General features: G+C 71.2%; 17 protein-coding genes and 1 pseudogene. 12 read left to right on the top strand and 6 right to left on the bottom strand.

Annotated elements, in window-relative coordinates; translation table 11 throughout:
* Positions 1–1,057: pseudogene (locus GFH49_RS16315) on the top strand (hypothetical protein); the annotation flags it as partial.
* 13 nt (positions 1,058–1,070) lie between these two features.
* On the opposite strand, the gene GFH49_RS16310 reads toward GFH49_RS16315, so the two are convergent.
* Positions 1,071–2,378, bottom strand: coding sequence for an ABC transporter substrate-binding protein (locus tag GFH49_RS16310; protein WP_155056603.1), 1,308 nt, complete (start codon positions 2,376–2,378; stop codon positions 1,071–1,073).
* Between the two features lie 117 nt (positions 2,379–2,495).
* Between GFH49_RS16310 and GFH49_RS16305 the strand changes: the two genes are divergently transcribed.
* Positions 2,496–2,996, top strand: coding sequence for an SCO4402 family protein (locus GFH49_RS16305; protein ID WP_155056602.1), 501 nt, complete (start codon positions 2,496–2,498; stop codon positions 2,994–2,996).
* 46 nt (positions 2,997–3,042) lie between these two features.
* The gene (gene purU, locus GFH49_RS16300) at positions 3,043–3,936 is read left to right on the top strand and encodes a formyltetrahydrofolate deformylase (RefSeq protein WP_155056601.1); all 894 of its coding nucleotides are present in this window, start codon (positions 3,043–3,045) and stop codon (positions 3,934–3,936) included.
* A gap of 71 nt (positions 3,937–4,007) precedes the next feature.
* On the opposite strand, the gene GFH49_RS16295 is transcribed toward purU, so the two are convergent.
* Entirely contained in the window at positions 4,008–5,429 is a 1,422-nt protein-coding gene (locus GFH49_RS16295; RefSeq protein ID WP_196218014.1) for a maleylpyruvate isomerase mycothiol-dependent enzyme family protein, read from the bottom strand.
* Positions 5,430–5,635: 206 nt separating this feature from the next.
* Entirely contained in the window at positions 5,636–6,214 is a 579-nt protein-coding gene (locus GFH49_RS16285) for a sigma-70 family RNA polymerase sigma factor (RefSeq protein WP_155056600.1), read from the bottom strand.
* Between the two features lie 350 nt (positions 6,215–6,564).
* On the opposite strand from GFH49_RS16285, the gene GFH49_RS16280 reads away from it, so the two are divergent.
* Positions 6,565–6,945: an STAS domain-containing protein gene (locus tag GFH49_RS16280; protein ID WP_155056599.1), complete on the top strand. Its 381-nt coding sequence runs from the start codon at positions 6,565–6,567 to the stop codon at positions 6,943–6,945.
* Between the two features lie 176 nt (positions 6,946–7,121).
* Entirely contained in the window at positions 7,122–7,634 is a 513-nt protein-coding gene (locus GFH49_RS16275) for an EF-hand domain-containing protein (protein ID WP_155056598.1), read from the top strand.
* Here GFH49_RS16275 and GFH49_RS16270 read toward each other — a convergent pair whose 3' ends face one another.
* Positions 7,635–9,164, bottom strand: a complete 1,530-nt coding sequence (locus GFH49_RS16270; RefSeq protein WP_155056597.1) for a class I adenylate-forming enzyme family protein — start codon at positions 9,162–9,164, stop codon at positions 7,635–7,637. It lies immediately after the preceding gene.
* 124 nt (positions 9,165–9,288) lie between these two features.
* On the opposite strand from GFH49_RS16270, the gene GFH49_RS16265 reads away from it, so the two are divergent.
* The 3 genes from GFH49_RS16265 to GFH49_RS16255 all read left to right on the top strand — a co-directional run bounded on the left by GFH49_RS16265 (position 9,289) and on the right by GFH49_RS16255 (position 12,287).
* Positions 9,289–10,416, top strand: a complete 1,128-nt coding sequence (locus GFH49_RS16265; RefSeq protein WP_155056596.1) for an acyl-CoA dehydrogenase — start codon at positions 9,289–9,291, stop codon at positions 10,414–10,416.
* An 8-nt stretch (positions 10,417–10,424) separates the two neighbouring features.
* The gene (locus GFH49_RS16260; RefSeq protein WP_155056595.1) at positions 10,425–11,294 is read left to right on the top strand and encodes an acyl-CoA dehydrogenase family protein; all 870 of its coding nucleotides are present in this window, start codon (positions 10,425–10,427) and stop codon (positions 11,292–11,294) included.
* A 468-nt stretch (positions 11,295–11,762) separates the two neighbouring features.
* On the top strand, positions 11,763–12,287 hold the full coding sequence (locus GFH49_RS16255; protein ID WP_155056594.1) for an ATP-binding protein: 525 nt from the start codon (positions 11,763–11,765) through the stop codon (positions 12,285–12,287).
* 497 nt (positions 12,288–12,784) lie between these two features.
* Here the strand turns inward: GFH49_RS16255 and GFH49_RS16250 are convergent, their stop codons facing one another.
* Positions 12,785–13,711: a cyclase family protein gene (locus tag GFH49_RS16250; protein ID WP_155056593.1), complete on the bottom strand. Its 927-nt coding sequence runs from the start codon at positions 13,709–13,711 to the stop codon at positions 12,785–12,787.
* Between the two features lie 85 nt (positions 13,712–13,796).
* Between GFH49_RS16250 and GFH49_RS16245 the strand changes: the two genes are divergently transcribed.
* The 4 genes from GFH49_RS16245 (at position 13,797) to GFH49_RS16230 (ending at position 18,508) form a co-directional block, all read left to right on the top strand.
* Entirely contained in the window at positions 13,797–14,702 is a 906-nt protein-coding gene (locus tag GFH49_RS16245; RefSeq protein ID WP_155056592.1) for an SDR family oxidoreductase, read from the top strand.
* 244 nt (positions 14,703–14,946) lie between these two features.
* Entirely contained in the window at positions 14,947–16,098 is a 1,152-nt protein-coding gene (locus GFH49_RS16240; RefSeq protein ID WP_155056591.1) for an acyl-CoA dehydrogenase family protein, read from the top strand.
* The gene (locus GFH49_RS16235) at positions 16,098–17,147 is read left to right on the top strand and encodes a Zn-dependent alcohol dehydrogenase (protein ID WP_155056590.1); all 1,050 of its coding nucleotides are present in this window, start codon (positions 16,098–16,100) and stop codon (positions 17,145–17,147) included. Before GFH49_RS16240 ends, GFH49_RS16235 begins: the two co-directional genes overlap by 1 nt.
* A gap of 107 nt (positions 17,148–17,254) precedes the next feature.
* Positions 17,255–18,508, top strand: coding sequence for an MFS transporter (locus tag GFH49_RS16230; protein WP_155056589.1), 1,254 nt, complete (start codon positions 17,255–17,257; stop codon positions 18,506–18,508).
* Here the strand turns inward: GFH49_RS16230 and GFH49_RS16225 are convergent.
* Positions 18,416–19,480, bottom strand: a complete 1,065-nt coding sequence (locus GFH49_RS16225; RefSeq protein WP_155056614.1) for a GlxA family transcriptional regulator — start codon at positions 19,478–19,480, stop codon at positions 18,416–18,418. The genes GFH49_RS16230 and GFH49_RS16225 overlap by 93 nt on opposite strands.
* Positions 19,481–19,521: the final 41 nt, after the last annotated feature.

Below are 19,521 nucleotides of genomic sequence, written 5' to 3'. Positions count from 1 at the left end.
ACCGCCGGTTGCCGGTGGGGGTGCGCCTGCGCATGTGTCGCCGGACGGGGCGACGCAGTACATACCGCCGGTGGGGCCCGGCGCACTGCCGCCCGAGGTGCCCGCAGGGGCCGGGGCGGTGGGTGACGAGACCCGCAAGCTGCGGCGGGCGCAGCAGCACCCGGGCCCGTTGCCGCCGGCCAATCCCAACCCCAATGCCGAGGCGACGCAGTACATCCCGCCCGTGACGGCCGGGCAGGACCGGCAGCCGCCCGCCGAGTTCGACAGCCTCTTCCGCAGCGAGCCGGGGGCGCAGCCTCCGGCGGCGGCCACCCAGCAGCTGCCCCGCTTCGAGCAGCCGCAGCCGCAGCCGCATGCCCAGCCCGCCTACGTCCCGCCCGGCGCCGACGACCACCGCGGGCGCGGTGGCCGCGGTGGCCGTACCGGCTCGCGCGTGCCGCTCATCGCGGCCGTCGGCGTCGGCATCGCGGTCCTCGGCGTCGGCGCGGGCGCGCTGCTCGCGAGCGGTGGCGGCGACGACCAGAGCGACGAGAAGAACCAGACCGTGTCCGCCACCGCCCCGGCGACCGAGGCTTCCGCCTCGCCGTCCGTCGACGCGGCCGAGCAGCAGGCCATCGCGCTGGACAAGCTGCTGGCCGACAGCGGCGACAGCCGGGCCACCGTGATCGCCGCGGTCGCCGATGTGAAGTCGTGCAAGAACCTGGGCCAGGCGGCCGCGGACCTGCGGGACGCGGCCAAGCAGCGCACCGGCCTGGTCACGAGCCTGTCGAAGCTGTCCGTCGACCAGCTCCCGGACCATGCCGCGCTGACCGCCGCCCTCAACAGCGCGTGGCAGGCGTCGGCGTCGGCCGACAACCACTACGCCGCGTGGGCCGACCAGGTCGGGGACAAGAAGGGCAACCTCTGCAGGAAGGGCCAGGCCCGCACCACCGGCCAGGCCACGGCAGGCAACACCGCGAGTTCCACCGCGACCACGCAGAAGGCCAAGGCGGCCGAGCTGTGGAACGGGATCGCCAAGACGTACGGCCTGACCCAGCGCCAGCCGACCCAGCTGTGACGGCCGGAGACGGTCAGCTCACATCCGCCCGCTTCAGCGTCTCCGTCATGTCGGTGAAGCCCTTCCGCGCCGCGACGAGCCGGCCGTCGCGTACGACCTGGAGGGTCACATCGGCGTTCACCATGCGGGGGAAGCCGACGGAGGCGAGCTCGTCCTGGAACTGCCAGCGCAGGGTCGGCGTGAGCCCGCCCGTGGAGATCTTCAGGCCGCTGTCGAGGGCGTCCCGCACGGTGTCGGCGCTCACCGCGCCGTCGCCGAGCGACTCCACGACCGCCTTGAACGCCGTGTAGGCGATCCACGTCGTCTGCACACCGGCGTCCCCGACGTCGATGCGGTTGTCGCCGAAGGCGTGCTTGTTGATGACCTGCTTCATCTCGTCCCACCGCTGGTCGGTGGAGACCGGGTACCAGCCCGTGATGTACGACCCCTCGTACGGCGACGCGGCACCGCCGTTGGCGTTGATCACGGTCTGGTCGACGCTGCCCAGCACGGTGCCGGTGCGCACGTCGGGGTAGTCCGCGCGGGCACGCCGGAAGGAGTCCATGAAGGTGCTGGTGCGGTCGCCGAGGGAGGGCACCACGCAGCCGGTCTCCGTGGGGTCGGCGGTGGCGTGGTCGAGGGCCCGCTCGGCCGGTGCCGAGTATTCGGTGACGTCGTCCTTGGCGAGCTGGTCGTCGGCCGGCGCGTGTCCGCCCGCCTTCAGGCCGGAGTTGAACATCGTGGGCTGCTCGTCGCCCGCGATGGTGTCGGGCCGGACCAGGGCGACGGGCCCGCAGCTCTTGGCGAGTTCCTGTCCGAGGCCGGCCAGCAGCGCGGGCTGGCCGCCGTTGACCGGGTAGGACAGCGGGCTGGTGAACTCGGCCTCGGTGAGGCCGTAGCCGCCGATGTACGGGATGCCCGCGCCCTCCAGGGGCGGGAAGAAGGAGTCGGAGTACTGGCTGTAGGAGCCCACGACGGCAACGACGTCCTCCTTGACCGCGCGCCGGGCGCAGTCGGCCGCGGCCACGCTGTCGTTGTGGTCGTTGCAGACCAGGACCCGGAGCTTGCGGCCGTTGATGCCGCCGTCTGCGTTGACCCAGCGCGCGTAGGCCTGGGCGAGGGCGGGCATGCCGGGCTTGTTCGTGGCGTTCGTCTCACTCGGAGCCCAGGTCATGACGGTGATGGTGTCGTCCCCGGCGCCCCCCGAGACGCCGGGGACGACCCCGCAACCGACGGCGAGCGACGCGGACGCGACCAGGGCCGCCGCTCTGCGAACGGTGGCTCGGACGGGCCGGGTGAACGCGGGGAGGTGGGTATCGCGGTGGTGACTCCTGCCGGTCATGCACACGCACGATTCCGTCACATCGCTAACCCGGCAGTGACCTTCGGGCAACGAAAGGTGACGCGAAGGTGAATTACGGGGGGCCCTGAGAGTCGTATGAGCAGGAACGTACGATCGGTGACCGTGCAGGATTCGGAGAACCCTTCCCGTCGCGGCCGTCGCTCCTCCACCATGGGCGGCATGCCACAGAACGACATGCCGTGGTGGCGCTGGCGCAGCAATGTGCGCTCCGCGCTGCACATGCTCTCCGATCCGGTCTTCCAGCGGGACGTCTGGCTGGCCGGTGTCGACGGGTACGGGGACGTCACCGACGCCGTGTACCGCCTGGTCGAGGACACCTGGCTGGACAGCTGGTCCGCCGAGAAGTACGTGGGCACGATCTTCCGCGACTCCCAGGAGGCGGCGCTCGTCGACACCGCCGTGCTGCGGGTGCTGCGGATCATGCACCAGGTCGGGCCGGACGCCCCGGTCTCCGCGTACGTCGACCACCAGGGCTGGCCGGAGGCGGTACGGGCCGCGCGGGACGCGCACGTGCGCCTCTCGGCGAGTGACGGGGACGACCCCGACGCTCCTCCCCGGAGCCTTGAGGTACTGCAGATCATGACGCGGTCCGCGTAGCGGACGGGGGCCGCCGACGCGGGGCCGGTATGGGACCCTGTCCTGCATGAACGAGCAGCCCGACCGACCGGCCAACCGACCCGCGGTCGCCCCCGACCAGTACGTCCTCACCCTGTCCTGCCCCGACAAGCAGGGCATCGTGCACGCCGTGTCGAGCTACCTCTTCATGACCGGATGCAACATCGAGGACAGCCAGCAGTTCGGCGACCATGGCACGGGTCTGTTCTTCATGCGCGTCCACTTCTCCGCGGAAGTGCCGGTGACCGTGGACAAGCTGCGGGCCAGCTTCGCGGCGATCGGTGACTCCTTCCAGATGGACTGGCAGCTCAACCGGGCCGACGAGAAGATGCGCGTCGTCCTGATGGTCAGCAAGTTCGGCCACTGCCTGAACGACCTGCTGTTCCGGGCCCGGATCGGGGCGCTGCCGGTGGAGATCGCCGCTGTGGTGTCCAACCACACCGACTTCGCCGAGCTGGTGGGCTCGTACGACCTTCCCTTCCACCACATTCCGGTCACGAAGGACAACAAGCCGCAGGCCGAGGCGCAGCTGCTGGAGCTGGTGCGCGAGGAGAACGTCGAGCTGGTCGTGCTGGCCCGCTATATGCAGGTCCTCTCGGACGACCTCTGCAAGGCGCTCAGCGGCCGCATCATCAACATCCACCACTCCTTCCTGCCGAGCTTCAAGGGCGCGAAGCCGTATCACCAGGCCCATGTGAGGGGCGTGAAGCTGATCGGGGCGACCGCGCACTATGTCACCGCCGACCTCGACGAGGGGCCGATCATCGAGCAGGAGGTCGAGCGGGTGGGGCATGACGTCACGCCGGATCAGCTGGTCGCGGTGGGACGTGATGTGGAGTGCCAGGCGCTGGCGCGGGCGGTGAAGTGGCATGCGGAGCGGAGGATTCTGCTCAATGGGCGACGGACGGTCGTGTTCGCCTAGGGACGGCAGTCGTGGGCCGGCTGCGCCCCTGAGGTACATGCAGTGGACGCACCCTTGGGCCTTCTGGGCCTTTACATCCGGCTCAAGCTCGCCGCCGCGAACAGCACATCCCTGATCGCCTCCCGGTCCCCCAGCTGCCCCGCCGCAGCCTCCTGAGGCGATACGTGCCCCGCTGCCAACCGGCAGAACTCCACCCCGTCCAGCGCGACATGGGCGACCTCACGCTCGGCGGAGCCCCCGGCGGAGCCCCCCACGTCCAGCGGAATCAGCCACTCCCCGCCGCCCAGCCCCTCGATCTCCAGCCGCAGGCTGCGGCCCGGCTCGCCCACCGGGGCCAGATGCCGGCGGCCGTCGCGGCGGCGGGCGGCCAGCACCCGCGGCAGCGTCCTCGCCGCGAGGTCGATCATGTGGTGCAGATGGCGTGGGGCGGGCGGCTCGTACGGGTAGTCGACCGCCTCGGCGATGTCCTCCGCGTGGACCCAGCACTCGAACGCCCGGTCCAGCATCGCGTCCCGCAGCGGCAGCTCGAAGTCGCCGTACGACACCGGTAGCGAGCCGGAGTTGCTGCCGGTGAAGGACACGGTCCGCACGAGGTCATGGCTCTGCTCCCGCCAGGGGCCCCGCACGGACCGGGTGGGCGGGAAGTGGGAGGCGGCCCAGTACGCCTCCGTGCGCTCGGCGGGGGTGGGTGCCGCGGACGGGATGTCGCCGAGGGGGTCGTCCAGGCCGAGCGCGAGTGCGACGAGGCCGTCGACGGTCAGCAGGTGCGCGATGACCCCGGCGACGGTCGTACGACGGCTCGTCGCCTCGTCGGACTGGAACCACCGCAGCCGCACGGGCGCGTGCCACTCGGAGTCCCCTATGTCCTGCAACAGGGCGTCGAGACGCGCGGCCTCGGCGTCGTACGGACCGGCCCACTCGGGCACCGGGATGCGCGGTGGCCGCTGGTCGAGGCAGACCGCCAGGACGCGGGTGCGCAGGCCCGGATCGAGATCGAGGCTCTCCGGGGGGTGCAGCAGCCCGACCGCCTCCCGCAGCCGCAGCGCCTCGTCGGCGCAGAGGCCGCAGCCGCCGAGGTGGTCCTCGACGGCCGCCGTCTCCTCCGGCGAGCAGGCGGCCAGCGCCCACGCGCCGAGCAGCGACTTCAGGACATGGTGCTCAAGGGCCGGCGGGGCGGGCCGGGGCGCCAGGTCGCCCAGTTCCGCCAGCGACGGCAGCGGCCGTCCGCCGTCCTCGACGGAGGAGCGCGGCAGGGGTATGCGCGGCGGCCGGCCGGGGTTCTGTCCACCGCTGTTGCCGGACCCGTCGGACCCGTCGGACCCGTCGGACCCGTCGGACCCGTCGGACCCGTCGGACCCGTCGGACCCGTCGGACCCGTCGGACCCGTCGGACCCGTCGGACCCGTACCCGTCGTACCCGTCGGACCCGTCGGACCCGTACCCGTCGGACCCGTCGGACCCGTACCCGTCGGACCCGACGGAGGGGCCAGACATGCCGGAGCGGCCGGATCCGCCGAAGCGGCCGGATCCATCGGAGCGGCCGGATCCATCGGACCCGCCAGGTGCGCTCACGTCCGGGCGGTCCTCGTCGTCCGGGGCGTTGCGCTGGTCCTTCTCGCGGCCGGGGCCGTCGTAGCCGCCGTACCCGGGGTCGCCGTATCCCTCGTGTTCGTCGAACGCCTCGTACCGCTCCGGCCCGGTCACACGGCACCCCCGTATCCCGGCGGCGCCTCGGGGGCGCCTGCGTCATGGGCGGTGGACAGGAGCTGCAGGCCGAGGCGGAGGCGGCGGCGGGCCTCGTCCTCGGTGACGCCGAGGTCGACGGCGGTCTGGCGGTAGTCGCGGCGCTGGAAGTAGGCCAGCTCCAGGGCGGTGCGCAGGGGGACGGGCATGGCCTGGACGATGTAGTCGGCGCGGGCGGCGACGGAGGCCTGGCGGACTTTGCGCTCCAGTTCCTCAGGGGAGCTGCCGCCCCGGGTCAGGGCGGCGGTCTCGGTGGCGCGCAGCCGCTGCACGGCCAGGCGATGGGTCAGCGTGGCGACCCAGGAGCGCAGCGGGCCCTGCCTGGGGTCGTACGCCTCCGGATGCTGCCAGACATGGGCGAAGACGTCCCTGGTGATGCGGTCGGCCGCGCGCTCGTCGCCGAGGACGCGGTGGGCGAGGCCGTGCACGAGCGAAGCGAAGCGGTCGTACAGCTCACCGAGGGCGGCCGCCTCTCCGCGTGCGAGCCGCTGCTGCATCTTGCGGTCCCAGCGGGGCGGTGCGTCCTTCTTCGCCATACGGCCCCCTCACCCAGCTCTGCTCCGGTCCGGCCTGTGTCCACCGTCATCTCGAATGTAGTCGGCGCCTCTGACAACGCACGCCCCTTTGCGGCAATGGGCGCCCGCCGAGGAGCCGCAGGTGGTAGTGGACCTTCCAGGCCGGTTCCGTACCTGTGCCATCACCCGTACCATCGCGCGCCTACCCACTCCCGGGGCGCTCAGACCCGATCGAACAGGATCGAATGCGATTGAAACAAGCCTCTTCTGATTGTTTTCCGTTTCCGGTACCTGGTTTCGGGGAACGGCCGCTGGGCAGCCGCGCTGCAAGGAAGCGTAGGTAAGGCTTCCGTTTCCGGCGAGCGAAGGGCTTGGTGGTGGCGTTCTACGTGACCGGCGACAAGCACGGCGACTGGGCTGTGCTCCAAGTGTCGGGCGAGCTGGACCTGGTGACGTCGCCCGTGCTGCGTCAGCGGGTGCACGACGTGGTGGCCGAGGGCCGGCACAGTCTCGTCCTCGACCTCTCCGAGGTCCTGTTCTGCGATTCCAGCGGTGTCGGCGTCCTCATCGCCTCCCGCCGCCTCATCCGCTCCTGCCAGGGCAGCCTGCGCCTGATACTGCCCGCCCAGGGGGCCGTGGACGGCTCCCATGTCAACAGGGTGCTCGGCGCCCTCGGCGTGCGCCGTCTGTTCGAGGTGTACCCGGACGTCGCGGCGGCGGTCGACGAGGGGGCCGAACCGCTCTCGGCGTGACCCGCCGTCATGGCACCCGTGCGTTCCGTGCACGTCACGTCCATGCTTAGCCACATCGTTGTCGCAAAATCAGCCCGGTCTTGGCACAAGGGACGTTTTTCGCGCCAGGACCGCCCCGGGCGTCGTACGCTCCGTGCCAGTACGCACCCACGTGACGTAAGGCGGCACGAAGAGACATGGTCAGCAGCGAGTACGAGCGCAGGATCGCCGCCCGGTTCGCCACCTTCGACCAGGACGGCAACGGCTACATCGACCGTGAGGACTTCAGCGCGGCGGCCAAGAGGCTGCTCGCGGAGTTCGGTACGGCGGCCCGCTCCGACAAGGGACAGGCCCTGTACGGCGGAGCCGAGGCGTTCTGGCAGGGCATGGCCGGCATAGCGGACCGGGACGGCGACCAGCGGATCACCCGGGACGAGTTCGTCAGCGGCGCGGTCAAGCGCCTGCGCGACAACCCGGACCGGTTCGCCGAGATCGCCCGCCCCTTCCTGCACGCCGCGCTCGCCCTCGCCGACCCGGACGGCGGCGGATCGGCCAGCGTCGCCGACACCGCGCGCGTGCTCACCGCCCTCGGAGTGAGCCAGGACACCGCCGCGACGGCCGCTGCCGCCCTCGACACGGACGGCGACGGCAAGATCGGTGAGGCGGAGATCGTCTCCTCCTTCGCCCGCTATTTCACCGTGCCCGAATAGTCATTCCACGGGACCGAACAGCTGTTTCTCAGGACCCGAATAGCGTTCACGCAGTTTGTACTTGAGTACCTTCCGCAAGGTCTCGTTGCGCGGAAGGGCGTCCACCACCTCAAGCCGCTCCGGCAGCTTGTGCACCGACAGCCCTTCCGCGCGCAGGTACGACGACACCGCCTCCAGGGTCAACTCCCCTGCCCCCGGCGGCTGTTCCAGCACCGCGCAGACCAGTTCCCCGCGCTCGGCGTCCGGCAGCCCGATCACGGCCACGTCCCCGACGTCCGGGTGCCGGTGCAGCAGACCCTCGATCTCCTGGGCGGAGATGTTCTCGCCCTTGCGGATGATCACGTCCTTCAGCCGCCCCGTCAGCACCAGATGCCCGCTGCCGGTGAGCCGCCCGAGGTCACCGGTCCGCAGGAAACCCTCCCCGTCGAACGCCTCCGCCGTCCGCGCCGGATCCAGATAGCCCCGGCACACCGCCTCCCCGCGCAGTCGCACCTCCCCGTCCACGATCCGTATCTCCATCCCCTCCGGCGGCCGTCCCTCGGTCGTCGCCAGGTTCTCGGCCGTGTCGTCCGGCGCCCCCATAGTGATCATCGGCACCTCGGTCATGCCGTACCCATGGGTCAGCTGCACGCCCATCTCGCGTACGACGGCGTGATAGAGCTCCGGCGGCTTCGGCGCCCCGCCGCCGGCGAGCAGCCGCAGGCTCGGAATGAGCCTCTCCTCCGGCCGCTTGCGCTGCTCGGTGAGGAACATCGAGTAGAACGCCGTCGACCCGCCCGCCATCGTCACCCCGTGCTTGCGGTACCCCTCCAGCGCGTCCGGCAGCGCGAACTGCTCGAACAGCACCGCCGGGAAGCCGTACAGCAGCAGCATCACCATGTAGTCGGGGCCGCCGATGTGGGCGTACGGGAAGGCGATCGAGCCGGTGTCGGCGGAGGTGGGGCGCAGGGCGTGGGCGAGGCAGGCGCCGCCCGCGATGAGCGAGCGGTCCGTGTGGAGAACGCCCTTGGGGTCGGAGGTGGTTCCCGAGGTCCAGTAGATCCAGCGGACCTCCGTGCCGTCGGCGGGCGGCGCGGGCAGTACGGAGGGATCGCCGTCGGGCAGGGCGTCGTACGCCTCGAAGATCCCCTTCGCGCCGAGCCGCCGCGCCATCGCCGTGTGGTCGAAGCCGCGCCACTCGCCGGGAACGGCGAAGTGCTCGGCCTTGGACTCCCGCAGCGCGAAGCCGACTTCGCGGTCCCGGTAGAACGGGATGACGGGTGACTGTACGGCGCCCAGGCGGGCCAGCGCGAAGGACAGCAGGGCGGTTTCGACGCGGGTGGGCAGCTGCCAGGCGACGACGGTGCCGGGGCGTACGCCCCGGCCGTGGAGTCCGGCCGCCACCCGCTCGGAGCGGTCGTGGAGTTCGCCGAAGGTGATGGTGCGGTCGTCCTGGAGGAGCACGGCCCGGTCGGGGGTCAGTTCGGCACGGCGGGTGACCAGTTCCCAGAGCGTGCGCGAGGAACCCAGGGCGTGTGCGGTGTCGTTCACGACGACCCCCTCTGGCTGACGGTGTGTCAGATCGTGCGGAGAGCGTAGGGCTCGACGCCTTGTCGGTCCAGAGGCGCGGGACTAGCCTGCTGCTGAATCTGACGGCTCGTCAGGCAGGTGGTGGATGGACCTCACGTACACGCCCGAAGAGCAGGAGTTCCGGGCGCGGTTGCGGGAGTGGCTGGGCAAGGTCCTTCCCGCGCTGCCGCCGAAGCCGTCCCCGGACGACTGGCCCGCACGCCGGGCGTACGACCTCGGCTGGCAGCGCATGCTCTACGACGCCGGGTACGCGCATGTGCACTGGGACGCCTCCCCGACCGTACGGCTGATCTTCCTGGAGGAGACCGAGAAGGCGGGCGCCCCCTATGTGGGCGCGGGCTTCGTGGGACTGCTGCACGCGGGGCCCACGATCGCCGCGGAGGGGACCGCGGAACAGCGGGCGCGCTGGCTGCCGCCGATCCTCAGGGGCGAGGAGGCCTGGTGCCAGGGCTTCAGCGAACCGGACGCCGGATCGGACCTGGCGGCCCTGCGCACGCGCGCGCGTAGGGACGGCGACGACTACGTGGTGAGTGGGTCCAAGATCTGGACCTCCCACGCCGAAGTGGCCGACTGGTGCGAGCTGTTGGTCCGCACCGACCCGTCGGCCGCCAAACACCGCGGCATCACCTGGCTCGCCATGCCCATGGACGCCCCGGGCATCACCGTACGTCCGCTCAGGACCCTCGCCGGATCCGCCGAGTTCGCCGAAGTGTTCCTCGACGAGGTCCGGATCCCGGTCGCCAACCGCGTCGGCGACGAGGATGACGGCTGGCGCGTGACGATGGTGACCCTCTCCTTCGAGCGCGGCACGGCCTTCGTCGGCGAGGTGGTCGCCTGCCGCCGCGTCCTGCGCGAACTCGCGGCTGAGGCACGGAAGAACGGCCGCTGGGACGACCCTGTGCTGCGGCGCGGGCTGGGCAGGCTCAATGCCGAGTTCCGGGCGCTGTGGCGGCTGACGCAGTGGAACGTGAGCGAGGCGGAGAGCGGGGTCCCCGGAGTGGGGGGTTCGGTTTTCAAACTGAGGTACTCACAGGCCCGGCAGGAGCTGTACGACACCGCCGCCGACGTCTTGGGCACGGACTCCCTCGACCTCGACCGGCCATGGGTGGTCGACCGCCTGTCGTCCCTCTCCTACACCATCGCCGCCGGCACCTCGCAGATCCAGCGGAACATCGTGGCCGAGCGCATCCTCGGCCTCCCGAAGGGACGGTGACCGCGCGGATGAAATTCCAGCTCACCGAGGATCAGCGAGCGTTGCGTGAGGGCGTACGGCAGTTGCTGGCGCGGCGCTTCGACGGTGCGGCGCTGCGGGCGGCCGTGAACGCGCCCGGGCTGGACCGGGCACTCTGGCGGGCGCTCGGCGAGGCGGGGTTCTTCGCGCTGCGGCTGCCGGAGGCGCACGGCGGGGTCGGACTCGGGCTGCCCGAATCGGTGTTGGCGTTCGAGGAGGCGGGCCGGGCGCTGCTGCCGGGGCCGCTGATCGCCACGTATCTGGCGGCGGGGGAGGTGGCGGGTGCGGCCGACGGGCAGGTCGTGGTCGCCGCCGTGGACGGAAGCGGGCTCGTGGAGTGGCTGGCCGAGGCGGACGTCGTACGAGGGGACGCCGCCGGGGCCGTACCGCTGCGGTCGGTGGACCCGCTGACTCCGCTGCACCGGGTGGGTGGGGGCGGCGCGGCCGTGGACCCCGTGGCCGCGCTCCTGACCGCCGCCGAACAACTGGGCACGGCTGGGCGGGTGTGCGAGCTGGCCGTGCAACACGCCCGGACCCGCGAGCAGTTCGGGCAGCCGATAGGGGCCTTCCAGGCGGTCAAGCACCTGTGCGCCGGGATGCTGGTGCGGGCGGAGGTGGCACGGGCGGCGGTGTATGCGGCCGCCGTCACCGCCGACCGGGCGGACATCGCGGCGGCCCGGCTGCTCTCCGACGAGGCCGCGGTACGCGGCGCGCGTGACTGTCTTCAGGTGCACGGCGGCATGGGCTTCACCTGGGAGTCCGAGGTGCATCTCCATCTGAAGCGGGCCTGGGTGCGCGCTCGGCGTGGCGGTGTGAGCACGGAGAGTGAGGAGATCCTTGCGGCGGATCTGCTGGCCTGAGGGGTTGCCGGGCTTGCGGTAGCAGGCATGCGGCCGGTGCGGCCGGTGAGGATGTCGCGGATTGTGGCATACCGGAATTACGGAGCGTTGATATCGGGTTGTGTCCTAAGGGTGACTTGTCACGGCCTGGAGTCGCTGTGCCGCTCCGGTACCTTGTGTGAGATGCGAGCGGGTCCGAGCACGAGTCATGCCGGTGTTGCCCTTGAGGTGGCCCCGGACCCGGCGTTGTGTGCCTGTTCGACTCGCCGCGACGAGCGTCGCACAGTATGCCGCACGGGTACTCCTTCGCGCTGGAATATGCCCGAAGCGCTTGTTGGGGTGACTGTACGTCAACCATGCTGTCTCGTAAGGGATTCACGTTCTGTGAACCCGGCTCTGACCATTGTTCTGGTCATGCAAAGAATGGCTGCGATCGTGGCGCTCGTGTGGCGCGAGGTCATGTGTCCGCCGGTTCGGATGGTGTGAGCGGTGCAGGTGCTTCAAGTGCAGCTGGAGATCCGGCCCGACCCCGCGGAGGTGGGGCGTGCCCGGCGGTGGGCCCGTTCGCGGCTCGCCGGGTCCGGGATAGGGGTCGATGAGCCGCTTGCCGAGACGCTGATCCTGCTCGTCTCCGAACTGGTCACCAACGCCGTCGTGCACACCGGTTGTCCCGCCGTGCTCCGGCTGTCGTTGCCCGGAGCGGCGGCGGAGTCGGCCGCTCCGGTCCGGCTGGAGGTGGCCGACAGGAGCGACCGCGCTCCCGTCCCCCGGTGCGTGGACGGCGAGGAGACCGGTGGCCGCGGTCTCGCCCTCGTCGACGGTCTGGCCGACCGCTGGGGCTGGAACCGCGAAGGCACGGGCAAGCGCATCTGGTGCGAACTCGACCGCCGCGCGCAGCCGTCGCGGGCGGCGACGGGGTTCGGTGGCGGGGCCTCGGCCTATGAGGCGTACGAAGGGTATGAGGGGTATGAAGGGTACGAAGGGTATGAAGGGCTGGCGTACGAGGCCGTATAGCGCCGTATAGCCGCCGTTCGGCTTTTCGGGCGCCACGAGTTGTGCGGCATTCCAGTTCGGCGCGGGTGTGCGGTCCGGTCTGGCGCAGGTGTGCGGTCCGGTCCGGCGTGAGTGTGTACCCCGGCGCATGGTCGCGGGCATCGCGGCAAACGCTGACCGCCCTTCCCTGGCCGGCAGGACGCATGCGCCCGGATGTGCTTCTGTGCGCGGCCACTGAAATCAGGGCGTAAGTGATGAATCCCCTTTCGGGTGTTGACGCGACGTGACCGTTTGATCACGCTGGTGGTCAGCGATTCGCCGCGAGGGGACGACGAGGGTTTCGGTGACGGGAGCCCTCGGCGAGTGTGGGTCGTGATTCGGCGTCGGTTCTCCTTGGGGCCAAGAGGAACCGGGGCGGGTGCGCCGAAGCCGGATGGCGGCGCGCGACACCGTGCTCGGGGCGGGCGCGGCGCGTCGCCAGCCGGCCGCGCCCGGGGAGGCGGAAGCGTGGCCGACGACTACAGAACGGCCACCGGCGCCACCGGAGTTCCCGTGGCGCCGGCGAACGGCTCGGGCATCGCGGACAGCAGGAAGTCATAGCGGCCCGCTTGTCCACAGGCTGTGGACAAATCTTCGAGATTCCAGTTCTGGCCCTGCAGCATCCCCATCTCCACCAGGTCGAGCGCATGTACGGGCAGCCACAGATCCTCGATCTCCGGCGGGAATATCTCAAACGTGAGGGTGTCGTTCGCGACGGCGGCGACATCGCGCGCGTGGAACCACTCCGGGGTGCGGATCGACAGCCCGGGTGACGGATAGGCGTACGCGTGCTTGTCCCCGGCCAGATACACCTGCACCTGCCCGGTCCGTACGAGCACGATGTCACCGGCACGCACGCGCGTGCCCGCGAGTTCCTCCGCGGCGTCCAGGTCCTCCGGGGTGACGGCATGCCCGCCGTCGAGACGGGCCACGCCGTGCGCCTTCGCCACGTCGAGCAGCACTCCGCGCGAGACGATGTGCCGCGCCTTGTCGATGCCGCTGAACTCGGCGCCGCCGTGCGGGGTGACGGTGTCGGCCGGGCGGCCGTTGTAGAGCCGGCCTGAGTGCGAGACATGGGGGAGCGCGTCCCAGTGGGTGCCGGCCTGCAACCCCATGGTCACCGCGTCGTCGCTGCACGCGACCGTTCCGGGGCCGAAGATCTCCTGGTTGACCTGCACCATGGCGTGCAGCGGATTGACCCGCCCCGGGATCATCCCGGTCTGGACGCCGTCGTGCCTCAGGGGGAGCGCGAGCGGAATCCGGAGCCCGCTGCGGACGCGGGCGGCGGCCTCTCGTACGACCTCGTCGGTGATGAGGTTGAGGGTCCCGATCTCGTCGTCGGCCCCCCAGCGGCCCCAGTTGTTGACCCGCTTGGCGATGTCATGGAACTCGGCCGGCAGTGACATGCGTGCCTCCCCGGGGCTTGTCTCCACCTATCTGACGGGCCATAAAATCTAACGGTCCGTCAGAAACCGCGGGAAGGGGCCGGACGTGGGGAACTTCTTGGCAGGCAAGGTCGTCGCCGTGACCGGCGCCGGACGGGGCATCGGCCGCGCGGTCGCGCTCACGGCGGCGGCCGAGGGCGCGAAGGTCGTGGTCAACGACTACGGCGTCGCGATCGACGGCGCCTCCCCGACCAGCGAGGTCGCCGAAGCCGTCGTCAAGGAGATCGAGTCGGCGGGCGGCGACGCGGTCGCCGTGGCCGACGACATCGCCACGATGGCGGGCGGACAGCGCGTGGTCGACACGGCGCTTCAGGCGTACGGCCGCATCGACGGAGTGGTGTGCGTGGCCGGGATCCTGCGTGAGCGGATGCTGTTCAACATGACCGAGGAGGAGTGGGACCCGGTCGTGGCCACGCACCTCAAGGGCACGTTCACGGTGTTCCGGGCGGCGTCGGCGGTGATGCGGAAGCAGCGGGCCGGGACGCTGATCGGCTTCACCAGCGGCAACCATCAGGGATCCGTGTCGCAGGCCAACTACAGCGCCGCGAAGGGCGGGATCATCTCGCTGGTGCGGAGCGCCGCGCTGGGCCTGCACAAGTACGGGGTGAACGCCAATGCGGTGGCGCCGGTCGCTCGTACGCGGATGTCGGCGAACGTGCCCATGGAGCTGGCGGAGATCGGGGAGCCGGAGGACGTGGCCGCGCTGGTCGTCTACCTGCTCTCGGAGCGGGCCCGGGGGGTCACCGGACAGGTGTACACGATTGCCGGGCCGAAGATCGCGGTGTGGGCCCAGCCGCGGGAGCTGCGCTCGGCTTATGCCGAGGGGGCCTGGACGCCGGAGCGGATCGCGGAGTTTCTGCCGGGGTCGGTGGGGGTGGACCCGATGCCGATGCTGGAGCGGGTGGTGGAGATGGAGCGGGCCGCGGCGGAGGGGGGTCGGCCCAACGCCTGAGGGTTCGGCGGGCGTTGTGGGGTGGCGGGTGCGGGTTGTCGGGGAGGCGTTGTGGGGTGGCGGGTGCGGGTTGTCGGGGGAGGCGTTGTGGGGGTGGCGGGTGCGGGTTGTCGGGGGGCGTTCTGGGTTCGTGGCTGTGGGTTGCTGGTGGCTGGTCGTGCCCACGCGGCGGAGCCGCACATCGACACAGTCCCGCGCCCCTGAAGGGGCGCTTTGGTTGCCGGTGATTTTTGAGGAGGCCCCAATGGACTTCGGTTTCACGGCGGAGGACGAGGCGTTTCGTGTGGAGGCCCGGGCGTGGCTCGATGGGCATGCCGGGGGTGCGACGGACCGGCGCAGTTGGGAACGCAGCCTCGGAGCGGCCGGCTGGATCGGGCTGTCCTGGCCCGAAACCGGTTACGGCAATCGGTCCGCCACGCTGACCCAACAGGTCGCCTGGGCCGAGGAGTACGCGCGTTCGGCGGCACCTCCGCGGTCGGGGCACATCGGCGAGAACCTGCTCGCCCCCACTCTGATCGCTCATGGCACCGACGAGCAGAAGGCTCGCTTTCTGCCGGCGGTCGCCGCGGGTGAGGAACTCTGGTGCCAGGGGTACAGCGAACCTGGTGCCGGGTCGGATCTGGCCGGTATCCGGACCGTGGCGACGCGGGAGCCGCAGGGGACGTATCGCATCACCGGGCAGAAGATCTGGACGTCACTCGCGCATGAGGCGGACTGGTGCTTCGTGTTGGCACGGACCGACGTGAACTCCCGCAGGCATCAAGGCTTGAGTTTTCTTCTGGTGCCGATGGACCAGCCGGACCACATCGATGTGCGGCCCATTCGGCAGATGACCGGCACGAGCGACTTCAACGAGGTCTTCTTCGACGGGGCGCACGCGCGCGTGGAGCACGTCGTCGGGGGCGAGGGCAGTGGCTGGCGGGTGGCGATGAGTCTGCTCGGCTTCGAACGCGGTGTGTCCACGCTCGCCCAGCAGATCGGCTTCGCACAGGAGTTGGCGCGGATCGTGGGGACGGCCGTGGAGACGGGGGCGGTCGATGATCCCGTCGTACGGGATCGGCTGGTACGGCAGTGGGCCGAGCTGCGGGTGATGCGGTGGAACGCACTGCGCACGCTGGGGCGGGGCGGGGACGCGGGTGCGCCCAGCGTGGCCAAGCTGCTGTGGGCCGGGTGGCATCAGCGGCTCGGGGAACTGGCGATGCAGGTTCGGGGCGCGCGGGCGAGCGCCGGACCCGCGGACTGGTCGGCTTCGGCGCCGTACGAACTCGACCAGGCGCAGCATCTGTTCCTGTTCTCGCGGGCCGACACCGTCTACGGCGGCTCGGACCAGGTTCAGCGCACGATCATCGCCGAGCGGGTGCTCGGGCTGCCGAGGGAACCCAGGGGGGTTGCGTGATGCGCGGTGTGGTGTTCGACGGGAAGGGGATAGAGGTCGCGTACGACCTGGAGGTGCGGGATCCGGGACCGGGTGAGGTGCTGGTGTCGATCTCGGCGGCGGGGTTGTGCCACAGCGATCTGTCCGTGGTGGACGGCACCATCCCGTTCCCTGTTCCCGTGGTGCTGGGGCATGAGGGGGCCGGGGTGGTGGAGGCCGTGGGCGCGGGGGTCACGCATGTGGCGGCCGGTGACCATGTCGCCCTGTCCACGCTGGCCAACTGCGGTACCTGCGCGGAATGCGACCGAGGGAGGCCGACCATGTGCCGGCAGGCGATCGGGCGTCCCGGGCAGCCGTTCGCCCGCGGGGGGCGGCCCCTCTTCCAGTTCGCTTCCAATTCCGCGTTCGCCGAACGGACCGTGGTGAAGGCCGTGCAGGCGGTGCGTATCCCGAAGGACATTCCCCTGCCTTCGGCCGCGCTCATCGGGTGCGGGGTGCTCACCGGGGTGGGCGCCGTGCTCAACCGGGCCAAGGTGGACCGTGGGGACAGCGTGCTCGTGATCGGTACGGGAGGCATCGGCCTCAACGTCCTTCAGGGGGCGCGGATCGCGGGTGCGCTGCGGATCGTCGCCGTCGACACGAATCCGGCGAAGGAGGAGGTGGCGCGGCAGTTCGGGGCGACCGACTTCCTGACGTCGGTGGAGGGGGTGCGCGAACTGCTGCCGACGGGGGCGGACCATACCTTCGAGTGCGTGGGGCGAGTCGAGTTGATCCGTGCGGCCGTCGATCTGCTCGACCGGCATGGGCAGGCGATTCTGCTGGGCGTACCCCCGGCCGGCGCCGAGGCCTCCTTCGCCGTGTCCTCCATGTACCTGGACAAGTCGATCCTGGGGTGCCGCTACGGGTCGTCCCGGCCACAGCGGGACATCGCGCTGTACGCCGAGCTGTACCGCAGCGGGCGGCTGCTGCTGGACGAGCTGGTGACGCGGACGTATCCGGTCGAGGAGTTCGAGAGGGCGGTGGCGGACGCGGAAGGGGGGAAGGTGGCTCGCGGGGTGCTGACGTTCTGAGTTCGTGTTCTGAGTAACTCGGCGCCTGGCCGGTGTCCTGGCGGAGTTTTCCACAGGTCCCGGAAATCGGCTGCCGCGTTGTCAGTGCCGCCGCCTACCTTCGACTCATGACCTACCGCGACGTCGCCTCCAGGCAGGTCCTGATCTGGGCCTGCACAGCCGTCGGCTCCCGTATGCCGGTCGCCATGGCGCCGTTGGCGCTGGTGTTCCTGGTGCGGGAGCGACCCGGCGGCTACACGCTGGGTGCGGCGCTGGCGGCGGCCTACGTGATCGGGGAGATCATCGGTGCGCCGGTCCTCGGGATGCGGCTGGACCCGGCGCGCGGCCGGAGTCATCTGGCCGTGGGACTCGCGGGCGGGGCGGCCGGATTCGCGGGGCTCGGGATGCTGGCCGGTGCGCACCCTGTCGTGCTGGGGGCGTTCGCGTTCCTGGCCGGTGCCGCTCCGGCCGCCGCGGCGGGCGGTCAGCGTGCGCTGTTGACCTCGCTGGTTCCCGAGCGTGCCGTGACGCAGGCACTGTCGGCCGAGTCGATGCTGATGTCCGGTGTGTGGGCCGTATCCCCGGTCGCGGTGGCCGGCCTCGCCCTCGGGGTGGCGCCTCGGGTGCCACTGCTCCTCGGAGCCGCCCTGATGGCGTCGTCGATCGCGGGCCACTGGCTGCTGCCGGCGGGCTGGGCCGAGGGGGAGGGGGACGGGAAGGCAGGGCGGGGGAAGCGCCGCGTGCTGATACGCGCCTGGCCGGTGTACGTCACGGGCGCGGCCAGCCTCACCCTGCTCGGCCTGGCCGAACTCACCCTGCCCGCCCTGCTGGAGCAACGCGGCATCGGCGTGGGCTGGTCCGGCCCGATGCTGGCGGGACTCGCGGTGGGGGCCGGGATCGGGGCGTTCCTGTACGGCGTGCGGTCGTGGCCGGGGCGGCTCCGTACGCGCAGCGTGGTGCTGATGTGCGGCATGTCGGCCTTCGTGAGCCTCACCGCGCTGATACCGGGCGCCGCCGGGATCGCGATCGCCCTCGCTCTGGCGGGCACGCTCCAGTCGGGTGCGCTCATCACTCGCAACCTGTCCCTGCGCGAGGCCATGCCGCCGGACGCCCTGGCCGCCGGCTACTCCGTGATGTACGCCGCCGCGGGCGCTGGCTACGCGGCGACGGGTTCCCTCGCCGGCGGCCTGCTCCAGGTGGTGGCGCCCTCCACGGCCATGCAGGCCGGCGTGGTGCTCACCCTGCTCCTGACCGCGCTCGGCTGGTGGGGAGAGGCCCGCCGGGACGGCTCATGTGCCGCTGGGGACCCGGCCTTCGGCGTTGCTGCCGGCGCGGAAGGTGCGCCGGTAGCTGGTGGGCGTGACGCCGAGCGCCGCCTGTAGGTGCTGCCGCATGGACTGGGCTGTGCCGAAGCCTGCGTCCCGGGCGACCTGGTCGACCGAGAGGCCGGTGGATTCCAGCAGCTGCCGGGCGCGTTCCACCCGCTGCTGGGTGAGCCATTGGCCGGGGCTGACGCCGACCTCCTCGCGGAAGCGGCGCGTGAAGGTTCGTACGGACATGGCCTCCTGCTCCGCCATGTCGCGTAGCTGGATGGGCTCGTGGAGGCGGCGCAGTGCCCAGGCGCGGGCCGTGGTCGTGGTCGCCTGCTGCGGGTCGGGGACCGGGCGGTGGATGTACTGCGCCTGGCCGCCGTCGCGGTGGGGCGGTACGACCGTGCGGCGGGCCACGTCGTTGGCGACCGCCGTGCCGTGGTCGCGGCGGACCATGTGCAGGCACAGATCGATCCCGGCCGCGACACCCGCCGAGGTCAGCACATCACCGTCGTCGATGAACAGCACGTCCGCGTCGACCTTGATCCTCGGGAACGTCCGCTGGAAGTGCTCGGCCTCGGCCCAGTGCGTGGTCGCCGGGCGACCGTCGAGACGGCCCGCGGCGGCGAGGACGTAGACGCCGGTGCAGATGGAGGCGAGGCGGGTGCCGGGGCGGATGTGGGCCAGAGCGGCGGCCAGTTCGTCGGTCAGCACGCCCTCCTCGAAGACCGGACCCAGTTCGTACGACGCCGGGATGATCACGGTGTCGGCGGTGGCCAGCGCCTCCGGGCCGTGTACGACGTGGACGGAGAAGTCGGCGTCGGTCTGGACCGGGCCGGGCGGCCGGATCGAGCAGGTGACGACCTCGTACAGATGCCGCCCCTCGGCGTCCTTGGGGCGCCCGAAGATCCGGTGCGGGATGCCCAGTTCGAACGGGAGCAGCCCGTCGAGGGCGAGGACGACGACGCGGTGCGGGCGGAACGCCGAGTCGCTCTCACGGCGTTCAGGCTCGCGCTCCCGGCCATCCGGCCCACGGCCTCCCATGACTTCCATGACTTCCATGGCGCTTCCGCTCATGCTCATGG

Origin of the sequence: Streptomyces blattellae (assembly GCF_009709555.1) — a bacterium.
Taxonomy (GTDB): Bacteria; Actinomycetota; Actinomycetes; order Streptomycetales; family Streptomycetaceae; genus Streptomyces; species Streptomyces blattellae.
The sequence above is the reverse complement of the archived record's forward strand: the minus strand, read 5'-3'. Positions and strand labels throughout refer to the sequence as shown.

Bases quoted from the DNA above. Each gene is read 5' to 3' on its own strand.
- GFH49_RS16260 (WP_155056595.1), top strand. From the start codon at position 10,425: ATGAAATTCCAGCTCACCGAGGATCAGCGAGCGTTGCGTGAGGGCGTA.
- GFH49_RS16230 (WP_155056589.1), top strand. From the start codon at position 17,255: ATGACCTACCGCGACGTCGCCTCCAGGCAGGTCCTGATCTGGGCCTGC.
- GFH49_RS16310 (WP_155056603.1), bottom strand. From the start codon at position 2,378: ATGACCGGCAGGAGTCACCACCGCGATACCCACCTCCCCGCGTTCACC.
- purU (WP_155056601.1), top strand. From the start codon at position 3,043: ATGAACGAGCAGCCCGACCGACCGGCCAACCGACCCGCGGTCGCCCCC.
- GFH49_RS16225 (WP_155056614.1), bottom strand. From the start codon at position 19,480: ATGGGAGGCCGTGGGCCGGATGGCCGGGAGCGCGAGCCTGAACGCCGT.
- GFH49_RS16285 (WP_155056600.1), bottom strand. From the start codon at position 6,214: ATGGCGAAGAAGGACGCACCGCCCCGCTGGGACCGCAAGATGCAGCAG.
- GFH49_RS16250 (WP_155056593.1), bottom strand. From the start codon at position 13,711: ATGTCACTGCCGGCCGAGTTCCATGACATCGCCAAGCGGGTCAACAAC.
- GFH49_RS16295 (WP_196218014.1), bottom strand. From the start codon at position 5,429: ATGTCTGGCCCCTCCGTCGGGTCCGACGGGTACGGGTCCGACGGGTCC.
- GFH49_RS16235 (WP_155056590.1), top strand. From the start codon at position 16,098: ATGCGCGGTGTGGTGTTCGACGGGAAGGGGATAGAGGTCGCGTACGAC.
- GFH49_RS16265 (WP_155056596.1), top strand. From the start codon at position 9,289: ATGGACCTCACGTACACGCCCGAAGAGCAGGAGTTCCGGGCGCGGTTG.
- GFH49_RS16275 (WP_155056598.1), top strand. From the start codon at position 7,122: ATGGTCAGCAGCGAGTACGAGCGCAGGATCGCCGCCCGGTTCGCCACC.
- GFH49_RS16240 (WP_155056591.1), top strand. From the start codon at position 14,947: ATGGACTTCGGTTTCACGGCGGAGGACGAGGCGTTTCGTGTGGAGGCC.